The organism is Desulfomicrobium macestii (genome assembly GCF_014873765.1).
GTDB lineage: Bacteria > Desulfobacterota > Desulfovibrionia > Desulfovibrionales > Desulfomicrobiaceae > Desulfomicrobium > Desulfomicrobium macestii.
In genome coordinates this window covers 199,170-219,843 of sequence record NZ_JADBGG010000003.1, presented here as the reverse complement: position 1 = coordinate 219,843, position 20,674 = coordinate 199,170, and the positions used below count along the sequence as shown (strand labels likewise).

Here is a 20,674-nt window from a genome sequence, read left to right as displayed (position 1 = left end):
ACAAGGTGCGGCTTTGCATGCTGACTCAGGCATGGAACGCAAGGCCAATAACACATGGAATCACGCACCGAAAAAAAATATGTCCTCGACATGGCCCAGGCCCTTTTGGCCAGGGCCATCATCAGCGCGCACTGCCTGCCCGATCCAAATTTCGCTGCGGCCACGGTGCACAGCATCTATTACGACACCCTCGACCTGCAATTTCTGACTGAAAAGATCGACAGCACCTACTTCAAGGCCAAGGTCCGCCTGCGCTGGTACGGGGACTGGGATTTCAAGCCCGACAACGGGCCGGCCGTCCTCGAAGCCAAAATCAAGGAAGGCGGCCTGCAGCGCAAGGTGCGCATACGGGTCTCACGCACAGGACTGGAGCTCGCGGGGATGTCCCTGGGCGATCCTGAACTGGCGGCCCTACCCGCCCTGCTCGCCACGAAAGGCGTGGGGCTTTGCGCCTCGACCCGTCCTGTTTTTGTGGTCAGCTATCGCAGGATGCGCTTCATTGATCCCATGACCGGCGTCCGCATCGCCCTGGATCAGGACATCCACGCATCGCGTCACGCCCTGTCCTGTCCCGGCCCAGCAGGATCGCCGATGCTCTCTTTCGCCGTGATCGAAACGAAGGGAAGTCTCGCGAGCCTCCCTCAATATCTCGCGCCCCTCATGACCATGGGCCTGCGGCCCGATTCCTTTTCCAAATACCTGCACTGCTACCAGAGCCTGATGCAGCACCATATCTAAGGAGACCTTTCGTGAACGAACTCATCCCGAGCAGCGTGGATTTTCTGGCCAACATATACGAGGCGCTGATCAAATCAGGAACATCCGGTCATGAAGAGATGGCGAACATCGGCCTGACCACCTTCTTCATCCTGCTCCTGGTCTCCTTCTTCGCGTCCCTGTACATCTCGCGCCTCTATGTCCGCTTCTACCGGCCGCGCGGCACAGGGAGCCTCGCCTATCGCTCCTTTCCGCTTCTGGGCATTTCGGTCACGGCGATCTTCATCTGCGTACAGTTTTCCCTGCCCCTGTCGCTGGGCCTGCTTGGCGCGCTGTCCATCGTCCGTTTCCGTACGCCCATCAAGGAGCCCGAAGAAGTCGGATTCATCATGCTGACCATCGCCACCGCGATTTCCTGCGCGACCTTCAACCTCCTTTTCCTGCTCATCCTGCTGGCCGTTTCGACCTTCGGCCTGTTCCTCATCAATTGGCGCGGCCTGCCCCTGGCCGCCAGCGAACAGGGCACGATCCTGGTCAACCTGCCCGGAAGCAACGCCGAATCGTCCTCGACGGAATTCCTGCCCAGCGTCACCGGCATTGCCGGCGTACGGGTCATCTCCGTGGTTGAAACCGGCGAAGGCGCGGCAGTGACCCTGCGCTTCGCCAAGGGCAGTCCCGACCTGCTGACCCGCGTACGCGGACACGCCCTGACCTGCGCCCAAGGGGCCACCGTCTCCATGTTCAACGACCAGGTCAGCATCTGATGCCAAGGTCTCTGCGACGCCTTTCGGTCCTGCTGCTGGTCCTCTGCGGCCTGATTCTGGTCTACTTCGGACTGCGCCTGCACCATTGGGGAGAGGAGCGCTCCTGGCGCATCGCCGTGCTCAGGGACGATCTGGGCAGTTCGCGCAAGTCGTCCCTGCTCGCCAAGCAGGGTCTCCCCGTAACCATCCCAAGACAAAAACAGGATGCCTCGGCCCTGATCGCCGCGGCCCGAAAAGACGCACTTCCCTTGGCCGATTCCGCCATGCGGGTGGTGGCCATTCGCGTCGCGGACGAAGATCTCCATGATCCGGAAACCGGGCTCAAGGCCCACAGCCGCGAACGCGGACGGAACTGGGAGCGCCCGGCAGGAGTCGTGGTCATGCAAAACGGACGGGAGCTCCTGGCCGCGCCCGCTGGAATCCGCCTGCAGGGCAATCGCGACACGCGCGACATGCTGCACTGTTTTCGCCTCTATTTTCGCAACAGCTACGGGCAGAAAAGTGTCCCCGGCGCGGCGTTCCTTGATGGTTCGGAAATGAAGATCCGCAAGGTGGTCACACGCACGGAAAAGAACCTGATCCCCGGCTTCGTGAATATGCTCGCCTTCGACGTGGCCCGGCGCATCGGATCGATCACGCCGGACTATGCTCCCATCCTGCTTTGCAGAAACGGCGAGAATCTCGGTCTGGGCCTGGCCAGCGAACACGTCAACCGCACCCACTGGGAGCGCAAGCTCGGACACGAGGACTTCGCCTTTTACATGCTCGAATCCGAAAACTCGGTCCTGGACACGGCCCGGTACAAAGCCCTGCGCCTGCGCGTCGACCCTTTCTTCGGCCTGTGGGACTATGACCGCGTGTCAGGCATACTGGACATGAGCGACTTCATGAATGCCATGACCACCTTTGCCTTTCTGCAATGGCAGGACTGGAATCAGGGAGCCTTTCTGCTGGACGAGACGGAGCCTGCCCCACGCTGGCGCAGCGTGCTATGGGATGCCGACCTGGCCTTTGCCGGGCTTCGTGCAAACGGAATTCCCGCCAACCGGGCAGGCTGGAAGAACTTCCGCGACGCCCACGGCATGCGGGCCTCTGTCTTCAAAGGGATGTGGGATTCGAGCCCGCGTTTCAGAGAAGAGATGCTGTGGCGGCTGACCTGGAGCATCAACCACCGCCTGAGCCGGGAATGGCTCACGGAGCGCGTCGATCACTATGCGCGGCTGGAAAAAGAGACCGGAATTGAATGCTTCGACGAAGAACTGGCGTTATCCTATCTGCTTGAGCGCCGCGCTCTCCTCATGGCCGAATCCGTGGCCGATCTGAAAGCGCCAGAGGTTGTTGCCTGCCAGGTGCAGAGCCCTGAACCGGTCCTGATCGATGGGCAGGATACGCCCGGGGAATATGAAGGGCTGTATTTTCAAGGGCAGAAGGTCACCCTGGAGCCGCGCCCGGACCGCGACTTTTCGCACTGGATCTTGGACGGCCGGAAAATCCTTCAGCGCCGCCTTGAGCTTGCCCTGGAACACGATACGCGGATCCGCGCCGTCTTCCTGCCCTCCCAGCCCGGGTCCTAGTGCATGCCTTCGGGCATGTGCGTGCCGTGGTCGGGCCTTTTGATGATCCACATGAACACCGCCAATCCAAAGAAGAACAGGGCCTGGATGTAGAAGACGTCCACGTAGGCCATGTATGCGGCCTGCTTGAGCACATGGCTGTAGATGACTCCTGCGGCCTGCACGGGATCGAGCCCCATGAATTTTTCCAGGGCGTCGCGGGCCTGCGTGAACGGTGGATCGTAGGGCGTCAGGTGTTCGACCAGATGATGCTGGTGCACCTGGGCCCGGCGCGCCAGGATCGTGGTCACGAAGGCCGTGCCGAAGGACCCGCCCAGATTGCGCAGCAGATTGAAGAGGGCCGAGGCGTTGTTCATGCTCTCGCGCGGGATGAAGGCCATGGTCAGATACGACAGCGGCACGAAGAAGAAGGCGATGCCGATGGCCTGGATGTTACGCCCGTGAATGGCCGTATCGATGTCGATCTGCAGGGTGAAATTGGACATGAACAGAAGTGAAAACCCCGAAACCGTCAGTCCGAAACAAAGCAGAAAACGGGCGTCGATCTTTTCCGTGAGTTTCCCCGCAACGGGCAGGAGCAGGAGCATGATGGCTCCGCTTGGCCCAAGGACCAGACCTGCCAGATAGGACGTGTAGCCCATCAGGTTCTGCAGATACATGGGCAAAAGCACGATGGACCCGAAAAACGCGAAAAATCCGAAAAACATGACCACGTTGCCGGCCGCGAAATTGGGATAGCGGAAGGTGCGCAGATTGATGATCGGGTTGGAATGCCGAAGCTCCCACCACACCAGCGCGCACAGGCAGATCGCGGCCAGGATGCTCAGTATCACTATGTGCTGCGAGGCGAACCAGTCGTCTCCCTGCCCCTTGTCGAGCACGATCTGCAGGCAGCCAAGCCCCACGGACAGGAGCGCAAGGCCCAGATAGTCCACCTTTTCCCCGGCCACGCGGCGCTCTTGATAGGAGGGGTCGAAGATGAAGGACCAGCACATGAAAAGGGACAGAATGCCCAGCGGCACGTTGATGTAGAATATCCAGATCCAGGAATAATTGTCCGTGATGTACCCGCCAAGCAGCGGCCCCAGGATAGGGCCAAGGACGGCGCCCATGGCGAAGATGGCCATGGCCAGCCCGCGCTGCCGGGGCGGAAAGGTCTCAAGCAGGATGGCCTGGGACATGGGCTGCAGGCCGCCGCCTCCGATGCCCTGGATGATCCGGAACACGACCAGTGCTTCAAGGCTCTGGGCCAGGCCGCAAAGCATGGAGGCCAGGGTGAATAGGGTCACCGAGGCCATGAGGTAGTTCTTGCGCCCCATGATCCGGGCCAGCCAGCCGCTCATGGGAATGACGATGGCGTTGGCGACCAGATAGGAGGTCAGAACCCAGGTCACCTCGTCCTGACCGGCGGACAGGGAGCCCTGGATATGCCCCAGCGCCACGTTGGCGATGGAGGTATCGAGTATTTCCAGCAGCGTCGGGATCATGACGCTGAGGGTGATGAGCCACTTGCCCGTGGCGCGCGCCGGAGCCATGGATCTAGTCCAGATGGATGGTCGGGACGACGCTCATGCCCAGCCGCAGGCTGTCCGTCGCATTGGCCGATTCAAGAACGATCTTGACCGGAATGCGCTGCACTACCTTCACGTAGTTGCCCATGGCGTTCTCCGGGGGAAAGAGGGAAAAAACCGCTCCCGTACCGGCCATGACCGACTCCACCCGGCCTGAGAACTCCCGGTCGGGAAAAGTGTCCACCTCGATATCGACCCTCTGTCCGGGCCGCACCCGGGCCAGTTGGGTCTCCTTGAAATTGGCCGTGATCCAGAGCTGGTCCTGGTGCAGGGGCACAAGCGCCATGATGGGCTGCCCTGCTGTCACGATCTGCCCGACCTGAACCCGCTTCTTGGTCACATGCCCTTTTGCCGGAGCCAGGATGCGGGTGTAGCCCAGATCGAGCTCGGCCTTGCGCACCTTTGCCCGGGCCAGGTCCACCCGCGCCTCCTGGGCCGCCACCTCCAGATCCTTGATTGAAGCCACCTCGTGCCCGGTCTGGGCCAGACCGATGTTGGCCTGAAGGCGCGCCACATTTTCACGCAGCGAGGCCCGATTGCGCTCCGCCGCATCCGCCTTGTCTCGGGCGGCTGCAGTCCTTGCGCGGGCGCTGTCCAGCCCGGAGCGGGCTTCGTCCAAAGCGGATTCGGCAACGACCCCGCCCTGGCGCAATTCGAAAAGACGGTTGAAACCAAGCTCCGCATTCTTGAGCTCCGCCTCGGCCTGCAGCACCATCTGTCTGGCCGCGGCCTCTTCCAGGCGGGCCTGATCCAGGCTGCGCATCAAGCTGTCGAGTTGGGCCCGCGCGCCCAGGACCTGGAATTCGGTCTGGCTTTTCTGCAGGGGCACGCCCTTGCGCAGGGACTCCAGTTGCGCCTCGGCCGTGGCCAGATCGGCCCGCGCCTGGGCCACGCCCACCTCGTAACCGACGGGGTCGAGAACCAGGAGCGGCTGCCCCTCCTCCACGAGCTGGTTGTCCTCGACCAGATCCTGCAAAATGTACCCGTCCACCCGTGGCGTTATCTGATAGATTCGGCCATCGACAAAGGCGTCGTCCGTGGACACCCGTCCCAGACCGCGCACGTACTGCAGGACGCCGATTCCGACGATGAGGATGAAGACGATCAATACGACGAAACGCTTGCGCCCCGCACGGCCATTGGCGGGAGTGGTATCCGGAGTGGGTGTCATGAAATTTTTCCTTTCACGTTTTATCAAAACATGGAGGGCGGTAAACCTGTCCGCCGCCCTTGGCAAGACCCGGCCACGTCTATCCCTCCCAATTCACGGCCCAATCCACGGGCACGCGCACGATCTTTTCGGCCTTGTTGCGAAAGAGCAGGTGCCCATGCCTCACGCCGAAGAGAAAAAGATCGCGGGTCACGGCCACGTCCTGGCGGCAATAGGAAATGATGTCGGCGAGACGTCCCTCCTTCCACCAGGCCAGGGCCTGCATGCCGCTGGCGCTTTTGGCTGCGCCCAGCGTCTCGCGGGCCAGATGATCGAGGGACAGGCGATACCCAAGGGTCTCATGGACACTCCTCAGGATGTCCAGGGTGGGCAGACTTGAAAAATCAAAACGGCTCAAGCCGCCCAGCACGGCATAGTCGAAGCGCAGGATATTGAACCCGACCACCAGATCGAACTCCACCAGCTCCCCTACCAGACGCGGCACGTCCTCCTGCCCGTAGTCACGAAAATCATCGACCCCCGAGTCATAGACGACCACGCAGCTGACCCCCATCAGGTCGGCCCGGTGCCAGCCCCCGACCTCCTGCGCGGAACGCCGGGTTTCCAGATCCAGAACCGCGTAGCGAAAATCCGGCGGCAGCGGGTTCAACACTGCATCCTGAACGGCAACGGCAGGCGGCTCGGCCATCTCGATGCGGGGGGTCGCGAACTCCTGCGATGCGGCTTCCACCGGCGGGGCGGCGTTCATGATTCCCTCCAGCACCATCAAGGCCGCACCCTTGGCGATGGGCCTGTTGCCGGAGCCGCACTTGGGGGAATGCACGCAGGCCGGACACCCGTTTTCACACGCGCAGTCCCGGATCACGCGGGCGGTGCGCTCAAGCAGTGTTTCGTATTCGGCGTGGGCCTGTTCGGCCAACCCGCACCCGCCGGGCAGGCCGTCGTAGATGAACACGGCCGCGGAGCCGACCTGTGGATGAAACGGGATGGATATCCCGCCCAGATCGTTCCTGTCCGTCATGACCAGAAGAGGCATCATGCCTATGGCGGCGTGCTCCAGGGCATGGATGCCGCCCATGAAGTGGGCCATCTGCCCTTCCACCTGCCTGCGCACGGACTCGGGGATGGCGATCCAGACCCCTTGCGTCTCGAAGACCAGCGGAGGCATGTCGAGGGGCACGGTGCCAAGGTTCCGTCCGCCGCGCGTGCTGATGCGGTCGTATCCCGTAACCTGGTCCGTGACCTTGAGCCGTCCGAGACTGACCATGGCCCCGAATACGGGCCGGGTGGCGCTCACTTCGATGATCTCCGTACTCTTCTCATGCCGCACGCGGGTATAGTAGGAGACTTTGGCCCGCCGCGCCTTGGCCATCCGGGTCTCAAGATCCAGATCCGCGATCACATAGGTCACGCCCCGATGCAGATAGACCGCGCCGGGATGGGTCTCCAGCACCGCGCGAAAACCGTCCACCATCCCGATCCGCTCGCCGCTGTCCATGTCCATGATGACCACAGTCGAACCCGTGCCGCGCAGGGCCACGCCCCGATGAGGCTGCCTGGCCTTGGAGAAGAACTCCTGCCCGTCCCGGCTCTGCAGCAGCTCGCCCCCACGCACCAGGTCCGCTACCAGCCCGGAATTTTCCCGGACCAGCGGATCGGACCGATGCAGCGAGGCTTCCGCCGCCGCGCACTGCATATGCCTGGCGGCAATGACCGGATTGTCCGGGTTGATGACCGCCCGTTCGGCCTTCATGGCAAAAAATTCCTCGGGATGATGCATGAAATACTGGTCCAGCGCGTCTTCGTGTCCGATCAGGAAGGTCGCGGCCTCGCGCCCCCCTCGCCCCACCCGGCCCGAGCGCTGCAAGCTGGCCATGATGGAGCCGGGATAGCCGACCAGAATGCACAGATCGAGCCCCCCGATGTCGATGCCAAGCTCCAGGGCGCTGGTGGAAACCACGGCCAACAGCTCTCCGGAAGAAAGGCGGGCTTCGATCTCGCGCCGCTCCTCCGGCAGGAATCCGGCCCGATAGGCACAGATGCGCTCCCGCTCCTCGCCCTCTGCCTCTCCCGCCCACAGGGCGATAAGCTCGGTCATGCGCCGCGACTTGCAATAGACAATGGTCCGCAAGCCCAGCTTCATGCCCTCTTGCAGCAGTCCGATGGCCTTGCGGGCGGCTCCGTCCACACCGTTCAGAAGGAGCATGTGCTTCGGAGGGCTTGCGGCCGTGCCTTCCAGAACCGCGTTCATGGGCAGCCCGGTCAGATTCGAGGCCAGCTCCTCCGGGTTGGCGATGGTCGCGGAAGAACAGACAAAGGTCGGGTTCGCTCCGTGCAACCGGCAGAGACGGACCAGACGGCGAAAAACCCAGGCCATGTGCGAGCCCATGACGCCACGATAGGTGTGCACCTCGTCCACGACCACGAATTTAAGATTGGCGAATAATTCCGACCACTTTTCGTGGCTGGGCAAAATCCCCAGATGCAGCATGTCCGGATTGGTGAAGAGAACGTTTGGAGGGTCCCGGCGTATGCGCAAACGTTGCGAGGCCGAGGTGTCCCCGTCGTAGATGGCCGATGTGGGCGTGGGAAAGAGACCGGCGGCCAGGGAATCCAGCGCCCGGCGCTGATCCTGGGCCAGGGCTTTCAGGGGGAAGAGATACAGGGCCCGGGTGCGGCGATCCGCGTGGCAGGCCTCAAGCACGGGCAGGTTGTAGATGAGGGACTTGCCGCTGGCCGTGGGCGTGGCCACGACCACGTGGCGGCCGGAGCGGACCATATCGATGGCCCGGACCTGATGCTCGTAAAGCTCGCGGACGCCCAGAAGCTCAAGACCGCGCTGCACCGGGGGCGGCCAGGGCCGCGCCGGGGCGGTGAATCGCGGGGCCTGCGCCGGAAAAAACCGGCGCCCGACGATATCCACTGCCAGCCACGGAGTTTGCTCCACCGTGGCCAGCAAATCGGCGACAGAGGCTTCGCTCATCCCGGACACGCGCTAGTTCTTGGCCGAGATCTTGTATTTCTTGAGCTTGTACTGCAGCAGGCTCTTGGACACGTCAAGGAGCTCCGCCGTCTTGACCTGCACGAATCCGGAGCGGACCATGGCCCGGCGGATGAGGGCCGCCTCGATCTTTTCCAGGGTTTCGGACAGATTGACCTTGAGCGGCAAAAGATCCACGGCGCTCTTGAACTGCATCTCCTCGTCGCGCAGCTCCGCCGGCAGATCGTCCACATCGATCACGTCGTGGCTGCTGAGGACCACGCAGCGCTCGATGACGTTCTCCAGCTGGCGCACGTTGCCCGGCCATTCGTAGGCGGAAAGATAGTCGATGGCGCCGGGAGTGAAGCCGTGCACCTGACGGTTGTTCTCCAGCGAGAACTTGCGCAGAAAATGGCTGGCCAGGATGGGGATGTCCTCACGCCGCTCGCGCAAGGGCGGCAGATGGATGTTGACCACGTTCAGGCGGTAAAAGAGATCCTCGCGGAACCTGCCGGCCACGATCTCCTCCTGCAGGTTCTTGTTGGTGGCCGCCACCAGCCTGAAATCCACGGCAATGGTCTCCGTGCCGCCGACCCGCTCGATCACCCGCTCCTGCAGCACGCGCAGAAGCTTGACCTGCATCTCCTGGGAAAGCTCCCCGATCTCGTCCAGGAAAAGCGTCCCGCCCTGGGCCAGCTCGAAGCGGCCGCGCTTCAGGGCCATCGCTCCGGTGAAGGAGCCCTTTTCGTGGCCGAAAAGCTCGCTCTCCAGCACGCCCGGGTTCAGGGACATGCAGTTGACCGAGATAAACGGCATGTCCTTGCGGTCCGAGGCGATGTGGATGGCCCGGGCCACCAATTCCTTGCCCGTGCCGGACTCGCCCGTGACCAGCACGTTGCTGCGCGTAGGGGCGACCTTGCCCGCCAGGGTCAGGACATCCTGGATGGGCTTGGAGTTGCCGATGATGGTTTCCTTGCCGAACTTTTCGGCCAGGCTTTCCCGCAACAGACGGTTCTGCTGCTCCGCGTGGGAGAGTTTCATGGCCTTGCCTACGGAGAGCAGGATCTCGTCATTGGAAAATGGCTTGGTGATGTAGTCAAAAGCCCCGCTCTTCATGGCATCCACGGCGCGATCGATGGTGCCGAAAGCAGTCATGATCATGACCGGGACATGGGGATGACGCTTGCGTACCGTCTCCAGAACCTGCTGGCCGGTCATGCCGGGCATTTTCATGTCGGTTATGACCACATCGACCTCGGACTCGTCGAGGTAGGTCATGGCCATGACCGGGTCGCCCAGGGCCGTGACCGTGTACCCCTCCTCTTCGAGGATGGCCTCCAGCACCAGGAGATAGTTTTTCTCGTCGTCGATGATCAGTATGTGATTGCCCATGTGTATTACCCGCTAGCATGGCTCGGAAAAAATCACCAAGGCTTCGGCCCCACCGTGAGGACCGTTCCTTAAGATCATCTCCGCGCCGTGAATCTGAAAAATGGAACTTGTTATGGCCAGGCCCAGGCCCGTACCTGTGTCCTTGGTCGTGAAGAAAGGCTCGACGTAACGGTCCAGCTGCTTGGAATCAAACCCCGTGCCCGTATCCTGCACCAGCACTGCCATCTGGTCCTCATGGCAGACCGGCATGATGCGCACATGCCCGCCATCGGAGCAGGCCTGGATTGCGTTGCTGATCAGGTTGTAGAAACCCCGATACAAAAGATCCCGGTCTCCCTGGACCACATACCTCGTCGGCAACGAGCTTTCCACCACCACCCCATGCTCCTGTCCCTCCTGGGTCAGGAATCCCACGGCATGGCGCACGACCTTCTCCAGATCGACGTCCTCCAGGGAAGGCTGACGGGGGCGAGCGTAATCAAGAAAATCGTTCACGGTCTGGCTCAAGCGCTTGGACTCGTGAAAAATGGCTTCGAGCATCTTCACGTTGGTTCCGCCTTCGGCCTTTTGCCTTTTGAGGAGAAGCTCCGCGCTGCTGCGGATGATGCCCAGCGGGTTGCGGATTTCATGCGCGATACTGGCCACCATGCGCCCCATGGAGGCAAGCTTTTCGTTCTGGAGCAACTCCTTTTCCAGGCGGTCCTTGTCGCGCAGCCTTTCATCGAGCACCCGGTCGGCCTTGCGGACAAGAAAAAAGATCAGCCCGTAAAGAGCGGCCGAACCCATGAACGTGGTCAGGATGATGAGCCGCAGCAGGTGCAGCACGGTTTCGTAATCGCTGGTGATGTCCTGGGTCAGTTCCAGAATGCCCAGCAGCGGTCCGGGCTGGTCCCGAAAGCGCAAATCGCGTTCGGCTCTCAAGGGATAGACCGTGCGCAGCACCACGTCCCCGTCTTCGAGGTTGATGGCGGCAAGCACATCCCAGATGCTCAGGGAGTTCTGCAATTCGAAGCTGATCTTGCCGCTCTGTATCGCCGCCTGCACGGCCTCGTCGCCCAATTCGTTGTTACCGACCTGCTCGGCATCGGTGCTGAAGGCGACCTCGTTCTGCTCGTCGTAGATGCGCAGATCAAGGACATGAAAGGAATGGATGGTCGATTCGATGACCTGCTCCAGGCGTTCGTACTGGTCCTTGCGCTTGAGCTCGACACGCCCGAAACCGAGCACTACGGGCAAGGTGAAACGCCTGTAGATCTGATGGTTCAGGTTCTCGGCCAACAGTCTGGCGAAGGCCTGATTTTTCTTCAGGAGCGCGCTCTTGGCGTAATTGGTCATGAACACCGACATGAGGCTGCTTGACGCAAGAATCAGCACCAGCGTGCTGATGGACAGGAATTTTACCAGCTGAAAGGGATGGGCCGGATCAACGCGAAAGGGATTGAGCTTCATGCTTTGGCCGAGGTCAAAAATGTGGAAGAGCAAGGGCCGGGGCTCGCAGCCCCGGGGCATTCAATGTTGGTTTTCAAGACTTGCGCCGGTCAATGCAGTGGCGGATAAGCCCCAGGGTCGAAGCGTCGTGCACGCCTGCCGCCCCGCCGCGAAGCTCCGGCAAAATCACCCCCGCCAACTGCTTGCCCAGCTCCACGCCCATCTGGTCGAAGGAATTGATCCCCCAGATGACGCCCTGCACGAAAATCTTGTGCTCGTACATGGCGATCAGGCTGCCAAGCGTGCGCGGAGTGAGGCGCTCGTAGAGCAGGGAGTTGCTCGGGCGGTTGCCCGGAAATGCCTTGTGGGGAGCCAGCGCCTCTCGGGCCTGGGGTTCAAGATCCGCGAGTTCCGCTTCGGCCTCGGCCAGGGTGCGCCCGCGCATGAGGGCCTCGGTCTGGGCCAGAAAATTGGCCAGCAGGATGGTGTGATGCTCGCCGACCGCATGCAGCGGATTGACCGCTACCAGAAAATCGCAGGGAACCACGGTCGTGCCCTGGTGCAAAAGCTGGTAAAAGGCATGCTGGCCGTTGGTGCCGGGCTCGCCCCACAGGATCGGGCCCGTGGCGTGGGTCACGGGTATTCCGTCCCGGTTCACGCCCTTGCCGTTGCTCTCCATGTCCGCCTGCTGCAGATACGCGGGCAAAAGTGCCAGATACTGGTCATAAGGGAGCACGGCATGGGACTCCAAACCGTGGAAATTGCGGTACCACACGCCCAGAAGCGCCAGCAGCACAGGGATGTTGTGCTCAAAGGGCGTTGTGCGAAAATGCTTGTCCATCTCCCTGGCGCCGGCCAGAAGCTCGCGGAAGTTCTCCATGCCCACGGCCAGGGCGATGGACAGGCCGATACAGGACCACAGGGAGTAGCGCCCCCCTACCCAGTCCCAGAAGGCGAACATGTTGGCCGGGTCGATGCCGAACTCCCGGACAGCGGCCTCATTGGTGGACAGAGCCACGAAATGCCGGGCCACGTCGGCCTGCGCCGCCCCGCTCCGCAGAAACCAGTCGCGGGCGGTGTGCGCGTTGGTCAGGGTTTCCTGGGTGGTGAAGGTCTTGGAGGCAATTATGAAAAGCGTGCTTTCGGGGCGCACCTTGCCCAGCACTTGGGAGATGTGCGTGCCATCGATGTTGGAAACAAAATGAAAATCAAGATCCTGCTGACGGTAGTGGTCGAGAGCCGCCGTGACCATGCGCGGCCCCAGATCCGACCCGCCGATGCCGATATTGACCACATCCGTGATGCGCGCTCCCGTGTAGCCCTTCCATTCCCCGGAGCGGACCTTGCCCGTGAACACGTCCATCTGGTCCAGCACCCCTTGCACCTGTTCCACGACGTTTATCCCGTCCACGAGAATGAACTGGTCCGCGTCCGCCCGCAGGGCCACATGCAGCACGGCCCGATTTTCGGTGGTGTTGATGCGCGAACCGGAAAACATGGCCTCCACCCGCCCGGCCACGTCGGCCTCGCCGGCCAGATCGAAAAGCAGGTTCATGGTCTTGTCCGTGATCCTGTTCTTGGAATAATCCAGAAAAAGACCGGCGCCTTCCGCTGAAAAACGGTCGAAACGACCCGGATCACGGTCAAAAAGCTCACGCATGTGCTTGAGCTCCGCGACATGTTCGACAAGGGCTTTCCACGGGGGGGACTGGTCAATCACAGGGCCTACCTCCAATCATTTTTTCAAGCCGTGCAGAACCTGGCCGATCCTGTCCAGGCAACCGGACAGAGTATCGTCATCGAGCGCATACGAAATACGAATGCAGCGGTCGTCGCCGAATGCGGCCCCGGGCACCAGGGCCACGCCGGCCTTTTCCAGCAGCAAGCCGCACAGGGCCGTGGAATCCGGCACTTCAGGAGTGTAGTACCAGTCCACCTGCGGAAAAAGATAGAACGCGCCAGCCGGTTCCGGGCAGATCACATGTCCCCACTCGCGGATCATGGCCAGGCCAAGGTCACGCCTGCGCACGAAAGCCTCGCGCATGGGGGTCAGGCAGTCCCACCCGCCGGTCAGGGCCGCCAGGGCCGCCTTCTGGGCGATGGAACAGATGTTGGACGTGGACTGGCCCTGAATCTTGGTCATGGCCTTGATCAGATCCGCATGGGCCAGGGTGTAGCCCACCCGCCAGCCGGTCATGGCGAAACTCTTGGCCAGGCCATTGGCCACGGCAAAATTTTCAGGGTAGCGCTGCCACCAGGCAGCCAGGGACGCAGGCTTGGCCGGAGCATAGACCAGCTGATCGTAGATTTCATCGGAGATGACAAAGACGCCCTTATCCACGGCCCAGGCGGCGATGGCGTCAAGCTGCGTCTGGGTGTAATGACAGCCCGTCGGATTGGAGGGCGTGTTCATGACCAGGCAACGGGTGCGCGGGGTGCGGACCGCCTCCAGCTGTTCCACGCTGACCAGGAAATTGTTCTGCGGTTCCGTGGCCACGAAAACGGACACGCCGTCGGCCAGCTGCACCAGTGCCGGATAGCTGACCCAGTACGGCGCGGGGATGATGACTTCGTCGCCCGGATCGAGCAGCACCTGAAACAGATTGTACAGGCTCTGCTTGCCGCCGTTGGTCACTACCACGTTCTCCATGGCCGCATCCACGCCGTAAAAGGTCTTGAAATATTTGGCCACGGCCGTACGCAGCTCGGGAATGCCCGGCACGGGGGTGTAGCGGGTGAAGCCTTCGTCCATGGCGGCCTTGGCGGCCTGGCAAACATGCTCGGGCGTGCGGAAATCGGGTTCGCCCACGGCCAGGCTGACAATCTGCCGCCCTGCGGCGCGCAGCTCCTGAGCCTTGGTGTTGATGGTCAGGGTCGCGGAAGGCTTGATCCTGGTTATGCGTTGCGCCAGCTTCATTGTCGTAGTGTCTCCGTTGGGACGATTGGGGTGAATGAAGGTCAGATTTCCGCGTTGGCTACGTGGTCTTCCATCGCGATCTCCAGTTCCGCAAGTGTAATGTCGGACAGACCGAGAATCCCGGCCTCGCTGCTGGTGACCAGGATCAGGTCGGGATCCTGGCGCAGGCCGATGCCGAGCTTTCTGCATACAAGATTGGCCAGTCGCACCAGAACCAGCAGGGTGCTCCCTTGGTCATAATCCCGGCGATGGTGATCCCGGCATACGTAACAGTAGGACTCGGGCAGATTCCATTTTTCGAGCAGCAGAAACCCGCATTCGGGATGCATGGTCTCGACGAATTCATCGGCCGCTGTCTTGGTGATCCGAGGCGCGTCCTTGTCTTTCTCGCCCACGGAAACCAGGGCCTTGAGCACCAAGAGCTTGCCCACGTCATGAATCAGACCGGCAATGAAGGCCTCAGGCGCAAGCTCGGAGTGGTCGCAGCGCTTGGCCAGCCACTGCGCGCCAAAAGCGCAGGCCACGGAATGCTTCCACAACGTGGCCGTATACTGCTGCACGAACGGGTTGCGGGAGCTGTAATTCTTGCGCTGCGTGGCCATCATCACGCTGTTGACCACCTCGCGCAGACCAATGCGCACCACGGCATCCTGAATCCGGCTGACTTTCTTGATGCCCCGGAAAAAGGAGGAATTGGCGACTTTGAGCACTTCCGCCGCCAGAACCTGATCCTGGGCGATGTAGCTGATGACCTTGTCCGTGTCCGGATCGGCCTTGGTGGCCTCCTGATGGACCAGGAGGGCCGTGCGATCGAAAACCGGCAGATCGTTGCCGGGTTCATCAAGAAATTCACGCACACGGTCATGAATGGAGGCAATTTCAAACATTCCTAGACTCCGAGTATCCTTCGCAAATCGGCCAGAGGCCTGGGTTTTTGGACTCTGGGCAAGGTCCGTAGGACCTCTTCCACCGTGGTCATGCCAATGGCCGCCTTGGTGATGCCGTCTTCCATCAGGGAAATCATGCCGGCCTTCTCGACACTGATAACGCGCAGATCGTGGGTGGTCTTGCGCTGCAATACGGCGTCCCGGATAAAAACTTCCGGGATGAGCATCTCGTATACGGCCAGACGGCCCTTGTAGCCGCTGTGCCTGCAGATGGCGCACCCCCGGCCCTTGCGGAATTCCGCTCCGGCCAGATCCCCGTAGGTGCAACCCATGCGTCTCAGCTGGCTGAGGTCGGGCTGATAGGGAACCGCGCAGTGCGGGCAGACCCGCCGCACCAAGCGCTGCGAGAGGATGCAGGACAGAGTCGAGGAGACCAGAAACGGTTCGATGTTCATGTCCAGAAGACGGACCAGGGCGCCGATGCTGTCCTCGGTGTGAAAGGTCGTCAAAACCTTGTGCCCGGTCAGGGCGGTCTGGATGCACATCTCCGCCGAAAAATGGTCGCGCACCTCGCCGATGACCACGATGTCCGGGTCCTGACGGACGATATGCTTCAGGGTCTCCTCGAAAGTCAGGCCTATGGAGGGCATGCTGGAACATTGCCCGATGCCGCGAACCTTGTATTCGACCGGGTCCTCGGCCGTGATGATGCTCACTTCGGGCCGGTTCAGATAGTTGATGCAGCTGTAGACCGTGGTCGATTTGCCGGACCCCGTGGGCCCGGTGACCATGATCACCCCGGAGGGCGCGTCCAGGGCTTCTTCCATGAACCGGCTGAGCATGCCCGGGAGCATCCCAAGTTCGTGCATGGGCAAAAGCTCTTCCTGATTCTTCAACAGGCGCATGACGATCTGTTCGCCGTACACCGTGACATAAAAGGACATGCGCAGATCGATCTGCACGCCCATGTGATTGAAAATAAGTCGCCCGTCCTGATGCCGCCTCTTTTCCGCGATGTCCGCACCGCACATGATCTTGAAACGGCTGACCAGCGGAGCCACGGCACCGATGGGATAATCGCGGAAATGGACCATGACGCCATCTTCGCGGAAACGGACCCGCAAGCGGTCGGCCATGGGCTCGACATGAATGTCGCTGGCCCCCCGTTTGAACGCGGCCAGCACGATGGAGTTGGCGATCTCGACGATGTTCAGACGGTTCAGGTCCGCCCCGTTCCCGATGCGCAACTCTTCCTTGCGCTTGGTCAGCACGTCGTCGAGCTGGCTGACCCGGGTGATGCAGACGACAATGTTCTTGCCGAAATAATCCCGCGCCGCGTCCAGGCTGCGAGGATCGAGGGGATCGGCGAAGGCGACGCGCACCGAACCGTCGGGCTGCATGTCGAAGGGCACAAAGCGGTATTGCTCGTAGTATTCCACGGGCCCGCGAGCCATCAGCCCCGGATCCGGATCCTTGGCCGCAAGCTCCAGAATCGGCAAGCCGAGCTGCATGGCCAGTATTTCCGTCAGCTTCTCGTCCGCCAGAAATTTGTGCTGGATGAGGATGTCGCCCAGCTTCTGCTGCCGCCCGCCCTGCAACTGCAAATCGAGAGCGCGGTTGAGCTCCTCGTCGGTCAGATAGCCCAAGCCGTTCAGCAGATCGCCGATGCGCAATTCGCCCTGATTGCGCCGAACTGTCTGGCGGATCGTCTCGTCCGTGACGTAACCGAGCTCCCGCACGACATCGGTCAGTGGCTTGCTCATGTGCAGCTTGGACGTGACCCGCCGCGCATATTGCGCCTGCTCGACGGTCAGATGGCCTTCACGGATCAGAAGCCTGACGATGGGATTCATGGCCTCTTCGGTCCCATTGCCGTTACCGTTGTCGAGATCCCTGTTCATGCACCCCTCCGGACAGGATCAATGCAGAAGGTAAAAACCGAGTTCCTTGTCATATTCGCTCCTGGCAAACTTGGCGCCGATGGTACCGCTACGGATATTGCGGACCAAGGCCATCCGCTGGATCAGATTTTCCGGCGGAGAATCGAGACGAAACCGCACCGTCACCACGTCGCCGATCTGCAGAACTGTCGACTCCTCTACCATTGGCGATTCAATGGAAAAGGACAATCCGCTCATGGACAGATCGCGCACCTTGATCTCCAGTTCCTCTCTGGTCCTATGCACGGAGCACCTGCCCGCCAGGGACACGGATCTGCGATAGTATTCCCTGAACTCAACCAGCATGGTCATGCTTTCGCCGCAGCGGCATTTGATCCTGATGCGGCTGTCGCGGTCCCGATACGCCGAGGCGTCAAAATTGGTGACGAAGCCGCAGTGGGGACAATGGAATACGGCTTTACCATTTTTGTCGGCGTATACTTTCAGCATGGCCTTCCTTGAGGACATTTTTTGGTTTTTCGAAAAACCGACAACACAAAAATGCTACGGCCTCGAATTCGCCATGTAAAGATATATGGCAGGGCCGACCATGCACAAAAAAACCCCGATCTCTAGGCGAGTCAGGGATTTTTGGTCAGCAGGCGGTGAATCTCTTCCAACTCTCGCCGAATCGCATCCAGCGGAGCGCGGATGGACTCCGCGCCTTCGAGTTTTTGGCGTGCGCCCTTGATGGTCAGTTTCTCAACATACAGAAGATGGCGAATCCGCTCCAGAACGCGGACATGTTCCTCGGTGTAGTAGCGCTGCCCCTTGGAAGTCCGGGCAGCGGTCAGCTGGGGGAACTCCTCTTCCCAAAAACGCAATACATAGGGTTCCACGCCAAGCCGCCGGGCAACCTGTCCAATGCGCAAGCGTTTTTCGGTGTCGGGCGTAACGGGTTTGAGCACGTTCCCTCCTGGCCCGCGAAGCCTGTCAGGAAAAACGGACAGGCAACCTCTCGACCAGATGCTGACCAATGCGAAGATTGATTTTTTCCACTTCCTTGTCTTTCAGGGTGCGTTCTGCGTGACGGAACACAAACCGGTAGGTCAGATTGCGCTCCGTACTCCCTTCCGGAGCGTAGACATCGACCAGAAAGACATCCGTAAGCAACGGTTCCTGCAATGCCCTGACCGTATCAACTACCGCACCGATTGCAAGGCTCTCGGGCGCGACCAGGGTCATGTCCCGGCGAACCACCGGAAATTTGGGGATCGCCTTGAACGCAACGTTCAGACGCATGCCCATGAGCAGATCAAGGTCGAGATCCGCGTACCAGACCTCGCCGCGCGCCTGATAGGCATCGGCCAGATCCTCGCGGATCATGCCGACCCGGCCCACGACCGTTTCTCCGGCCCGCACCAAAATCTCGGGAGCCAGATACGCATGCTCACCGCCGCGTTCAAAGCTTGCGGCGCCCACGCCCAGCGTCAGCAGCAGGTGCTCCACCAAGCCCTTGATGTCGGCATATCCGAAGCGGCCCTCGGGATACGGATAGCGGGTGGGAAAGCGGCCGCCGTGCAGCAGGATTCCGAGACGGTTGTTCTCCCGGGTCAAGGTATCGCTGCCTGGGTCCTGCACAAAGGAATGCGCGACCTCGAAAATGCGGATGCGTGTGTTGTCCTGGCTCATATTCTGGCGCAGCGAACCGAGCATCCCGGGCGCAAGTTCCGTGCGCAGGACGTTCATTTCCTCGCTCAGCGGATTGAAAATGTTCACCCGACCTTCAAGGGGCAGTCCGCAACGGTCCAGATCCGCCGTGCCGACAAAGCTGTAATTCACTACTTCCGACAGGCCCGCGCCACGTCCCCAGTCCTTGACCTGGCTCAAAAACGCAAAGGTGGGATCGGCCTTGTCCAGATCGGCCAGGCTCTTCTTGACCGTGGGCAGCACCGCCTCGATGCGGTCCATCCCGTACACCCGCGCAACCTCTTCGATGAGATCGACTTCGCGCTCAAGGTCCAGCCTGAAGGACGGCGCCGTGACCTGCCAGGATTCGCCGTCCACAACGCCACATCCCAGGCGGGTCAGGGTCTCGCGGCAGAATTCGGGAGACATTTCGACGCCCAGAAGCCTCGTAGCCTTGGCCGGAGTGAAGGGAATGATCCTGGGCGAGAACGGACGGGGCTCGGCCTTGGCCACCCCGGGAGCGACCGTGCCGCCGGACACGGCGGCCATGAGGCTCGCGGCCCGGTTCATGGCGTGCGTGTTCCCGATCTGATCCACGCCGCGCTCGAAACGATAGGAGGCGTCGCTGGAAAGTCCCAGGCGTCGGGCCGTCTTGCGGATGGACGCCGGATCAAAGACCGCGCTCTCAAGCAGGACCGTGGTGCTCGTGTCGCCGATCTCGGAATTGGCGCCGCCCATGACGCCGGCCAGGGCGACAGGCTGCTCGTCATCCCAGATGAGCACGTCTTTTTCCGCCAAAATTCTGTTCTGGCCATCGAGGGTGGTCAGGGTCATACCCTCTTGGGCGCGTTCCACCCGGATGCGGTTTCCGCGCAGGAGATCCCGGTCAAAGGCGTGCAGGGGCTGCCCGCACTCCATCATCACGTAGTTGGTTACGTCGACGATGTTGTTGATCGGACGCAGGCCCACGGCCAGGAGGCGATATCTGAGCCAGTCGGGGCTGGGAGCTATCTTTATGTTCCGGATAAGCCGCGCCTGATAGAGCGGGCACAGGTCGGCGTCCGGCTCGATGGCGAAACCCTCGAAGGGATCCCCGCTCTCGACCAGATCAGCCTGCGGAATCGTCAGGGGCAAGCCGAAGGCTGCCGACACTTCCCGGGCCAGGCCGAGCACGGACAGGCAGTCCGCGCGGTTGGGGGTGATGCTCACGTCCAGCACGACCTGGTCCAGGCCCAGGGCCTCGCAGATCGGCGTGCCCGGAACGAGGTCCTGATCAAGGACCATGATGCCTTCGTGGCCTTCGCCCAGGTTCAGTTCACGCTCGGAACAGATCATGCCGCAGGACGGATGCCCACGCAGTTTTGCCTTCTTGATGACCAGTCCGCCGGGCATGGTCGTGCCCACCGGGGCGACAGGCACCTTCTGGCCGGTGGCGACGTTGGGGGCGCCACAGACGATGTCGAGGATCTCGCCCGTGCCGATGTCCACTTTGCAGACCGAAAGATGGTCCGAAGACGGATGCGGAGCCCTTTCAAGAACATGCCCGACCACGATCTTCTCCAGCGCGGCAAAGGGATTCGCGATCTCCTCCACCTCCAGACCGAGCATGGTCAACCTGTCACCCAACGCCTTGACGTCCCCTTCGTAGGGCACGAATTCCCGCAACCAGTTCAAGCTTAACAGCATGGCAAAACCTTATGTCCG

At 61.4% G+C, this 20,674-nt stretch carries 15 protein-coding genes; 3 read left to right on the top strand and 12 right to left on the bottom strand.

Annotated features, from left to right (window positions below; genetic code table 11):
- The first annotated feature begins 54 nt into the window (after positions 1–54).
- From H4684_RS03385 to H4684_RS03375, 3 genes are read left to right on the top strand one after another with little or no spacing between them, the layout of a single operon-like run.
- The gene (locus H4684_RS03385; protein WP_192622818.1) at positions 55–738 is read left to right on the top strand and encodes a polyphosphate polymerase domain-containing protein; all 684 of its coding nucleotides are present in this window, start codon (positions 55–57) and stop codon (positions 736–738) included.
- An 11-nt stretch (positions 739–749) separates the two neighbouring features.
- The gene (locus H4684_RS03380; RefSeq protein ID WP_244150280.1) at positions 750–1,481 is read left to right on the top strand and encodes a DUF4956 domain-containing protein; all 732 of its coding nucleotides are present in this window, start codon (positions 750–752) and stop codon (positions 1,479–1,481) included.
- Positions 1,481–3,055, top strand: coding sequence for a CotH family protein (locus H4684_RS03375; protein ID WP_192622817.1), 1,575 nt, complete (start codon positions 1,481–1,483; stop codon positions 3,053–3,055). The genes H4684_RS03380 and H4684_RS03375 overlap by 1 nt, the downstream gene beginning before the upstream one ends.
- Here the strand turns inward: H4684_RS03375 and H4684_RS03370 are convergent.
- The 12 genes from H4684_RS03370 to pheT form a co-directional block, all read right to left on the bottom strand.
- Positions 3,052–4,590 carry a DHA2 family efflux MFS transporter permease subunit gene (locus tag H4684_RS03370; RefSeq protein WP_192622816.1) on the bottom strand — a complete coding sequence of 513 codons (1,539 nt, stop codon included), beginning with the start codon at positions 4,588–4,590 and terminating at the stop codon, positions 3,052–3,054. The two genes, H4684_RS03375 and H4684_RS03370, sit on opposite strands and share 4 nt — an antisense overlap.
- A 4-nt stretch (positions 4,591–4,594) precedes the next feature.
- The gene (locus H4684_RS03365) at positions 4,595–5,797 is read right to left on the bottom strand and encodes an HlyD family secretion protein (RefSeq protein ID WP_092189606.1); all 1,203 of its coding nucleotides are present in this window, start codon (positions 5,795–5,797) and stop codon (positions 4,595–4,597) included.
- 79 nt (positions 5,798–5,876) lie between these two features.
- Positions 5,877–8,780 carry a DEAD/DEAH box helicase gene (locus H4684_RS03360; protein ID WP_192622815.1) on the bottom strand — a complete coding sequence of 968 codons (2,904 nt, stop codon included), beginning with the start codon at positions 8,778–8,780 and terminating at the stop codon, positions 5,877–5,879.
- 12 nt (positions 8,781–8,792) lie between these two features.
- The gene (locus H4684_RS03355) at positions 8,793–10,169 is read right to left on the bottom strand and encodes a sigma-54-dependent transcriptional regulator (RefSeq protein ID WP_092189610.1); all 1,377 of its coding nucleotides are present in this window, start codon (positions 10,167–10,169) and stop codon (positions 8,793–8,795) included.
- 12 nt (positions 10,170–10,181) lie between these two features.
- A complete protein-coding gene (locus tag H4684_RS03350) occupies positions 10,182–11,618 on the bottom strand; it encodes a histidine kinase dimerization/phospho-acceptor domain-containing protein (protein WP_225940202.1) in 1,437 nt (478 codons plus the stop codon).
- Between the two features lie 73 nt (positions 11,619–11,691).
- Positions 11,692–13,317, bottom strand: coding sequence for a glucose-6-phosphate isomerase (gene pgi, locus H4684_RS03345; protein WP_192622813.1), 1,626 nt, complete (start codon positions 13,315–13,317; stop codon positions 11,692–11,694).
- A gap of 15 nt (positions 13,318–13,332) precedes the next feature.
- Positions 13,333–14,514 (bottom strand): pyridoxal phosphate-dependent aminotransferase, encoded by a 1,182-nt coding sequence (locus tag H4684_RS03340; protein ID WP_192622812.1) that lies wholly within the window; start codon positions 14,512–14,514, stop codon positions 13,333–13,335.
- A 41-nt stretch (positions 14,515–14,555) separates the two neighbouring features.
- Positions 14,556–15,401 carry an HDOD domain-containing protein gene (locus tag H4684_RS03335; RefSeq protein WP_092189618.1) on the bottom strand — a complete coding sequence of 282 codons (846 nt, stop codon included), beginning with the start codon at positions 15,399–15,401 and terminating at the stop codon, positions 14,556–14,558.
- Positions 15,402–15,403: 2 nt separating this feature from the next.
- Entirely contained in the window at positions 15,404–17,302 is a 1,899-nt protein-coding gene (locus tag H4684_RS03330) for a GspE/PulE family protein (RefSeq protein ID WP_192622811.1), read from the bottom strand.
- Positions 17,303–17,320: 18 nt separating this feature from the next.
- Complete coding sequence (locus H4684_RS03325; protein ID WP_192622810.1) at positions 17,321–17,791, bottom strand: PilZ domain-containing protein; 471 nt, start codon at positions 17,789–17,791, stop codon at positions 17,321–17,323.
- 131 nt (positions 17,792–17,922) lie between these two features.
- Positions 17,923–18,249: a MerR family transcriptional regulator gene (locus H4684_RS03320; protein ID WP_092189624.1), complete on the bottom strand. Its 327-nt coding sequence runs from the start codon at positions 18,247–18,249 to the stop codon at positions 17,923–17,925.
- 25 nt (positions 18,250–18,274) lie between these two features.
- Positions 18,275–20,656 (bottom strand): phenylalanine--tRNA ligase subunit beta, encoded by a 2,382-nt coding sequence (gene pheT, locus H4684_RS03315; protein WP_192622809.1) that lies wholly within the window; start codon positions 20,654–20,656, stop codon positions 18,275–18,277.
- Between the last annotated feature and the right edge of the window lie 18 nt (positions 20,657–20,674).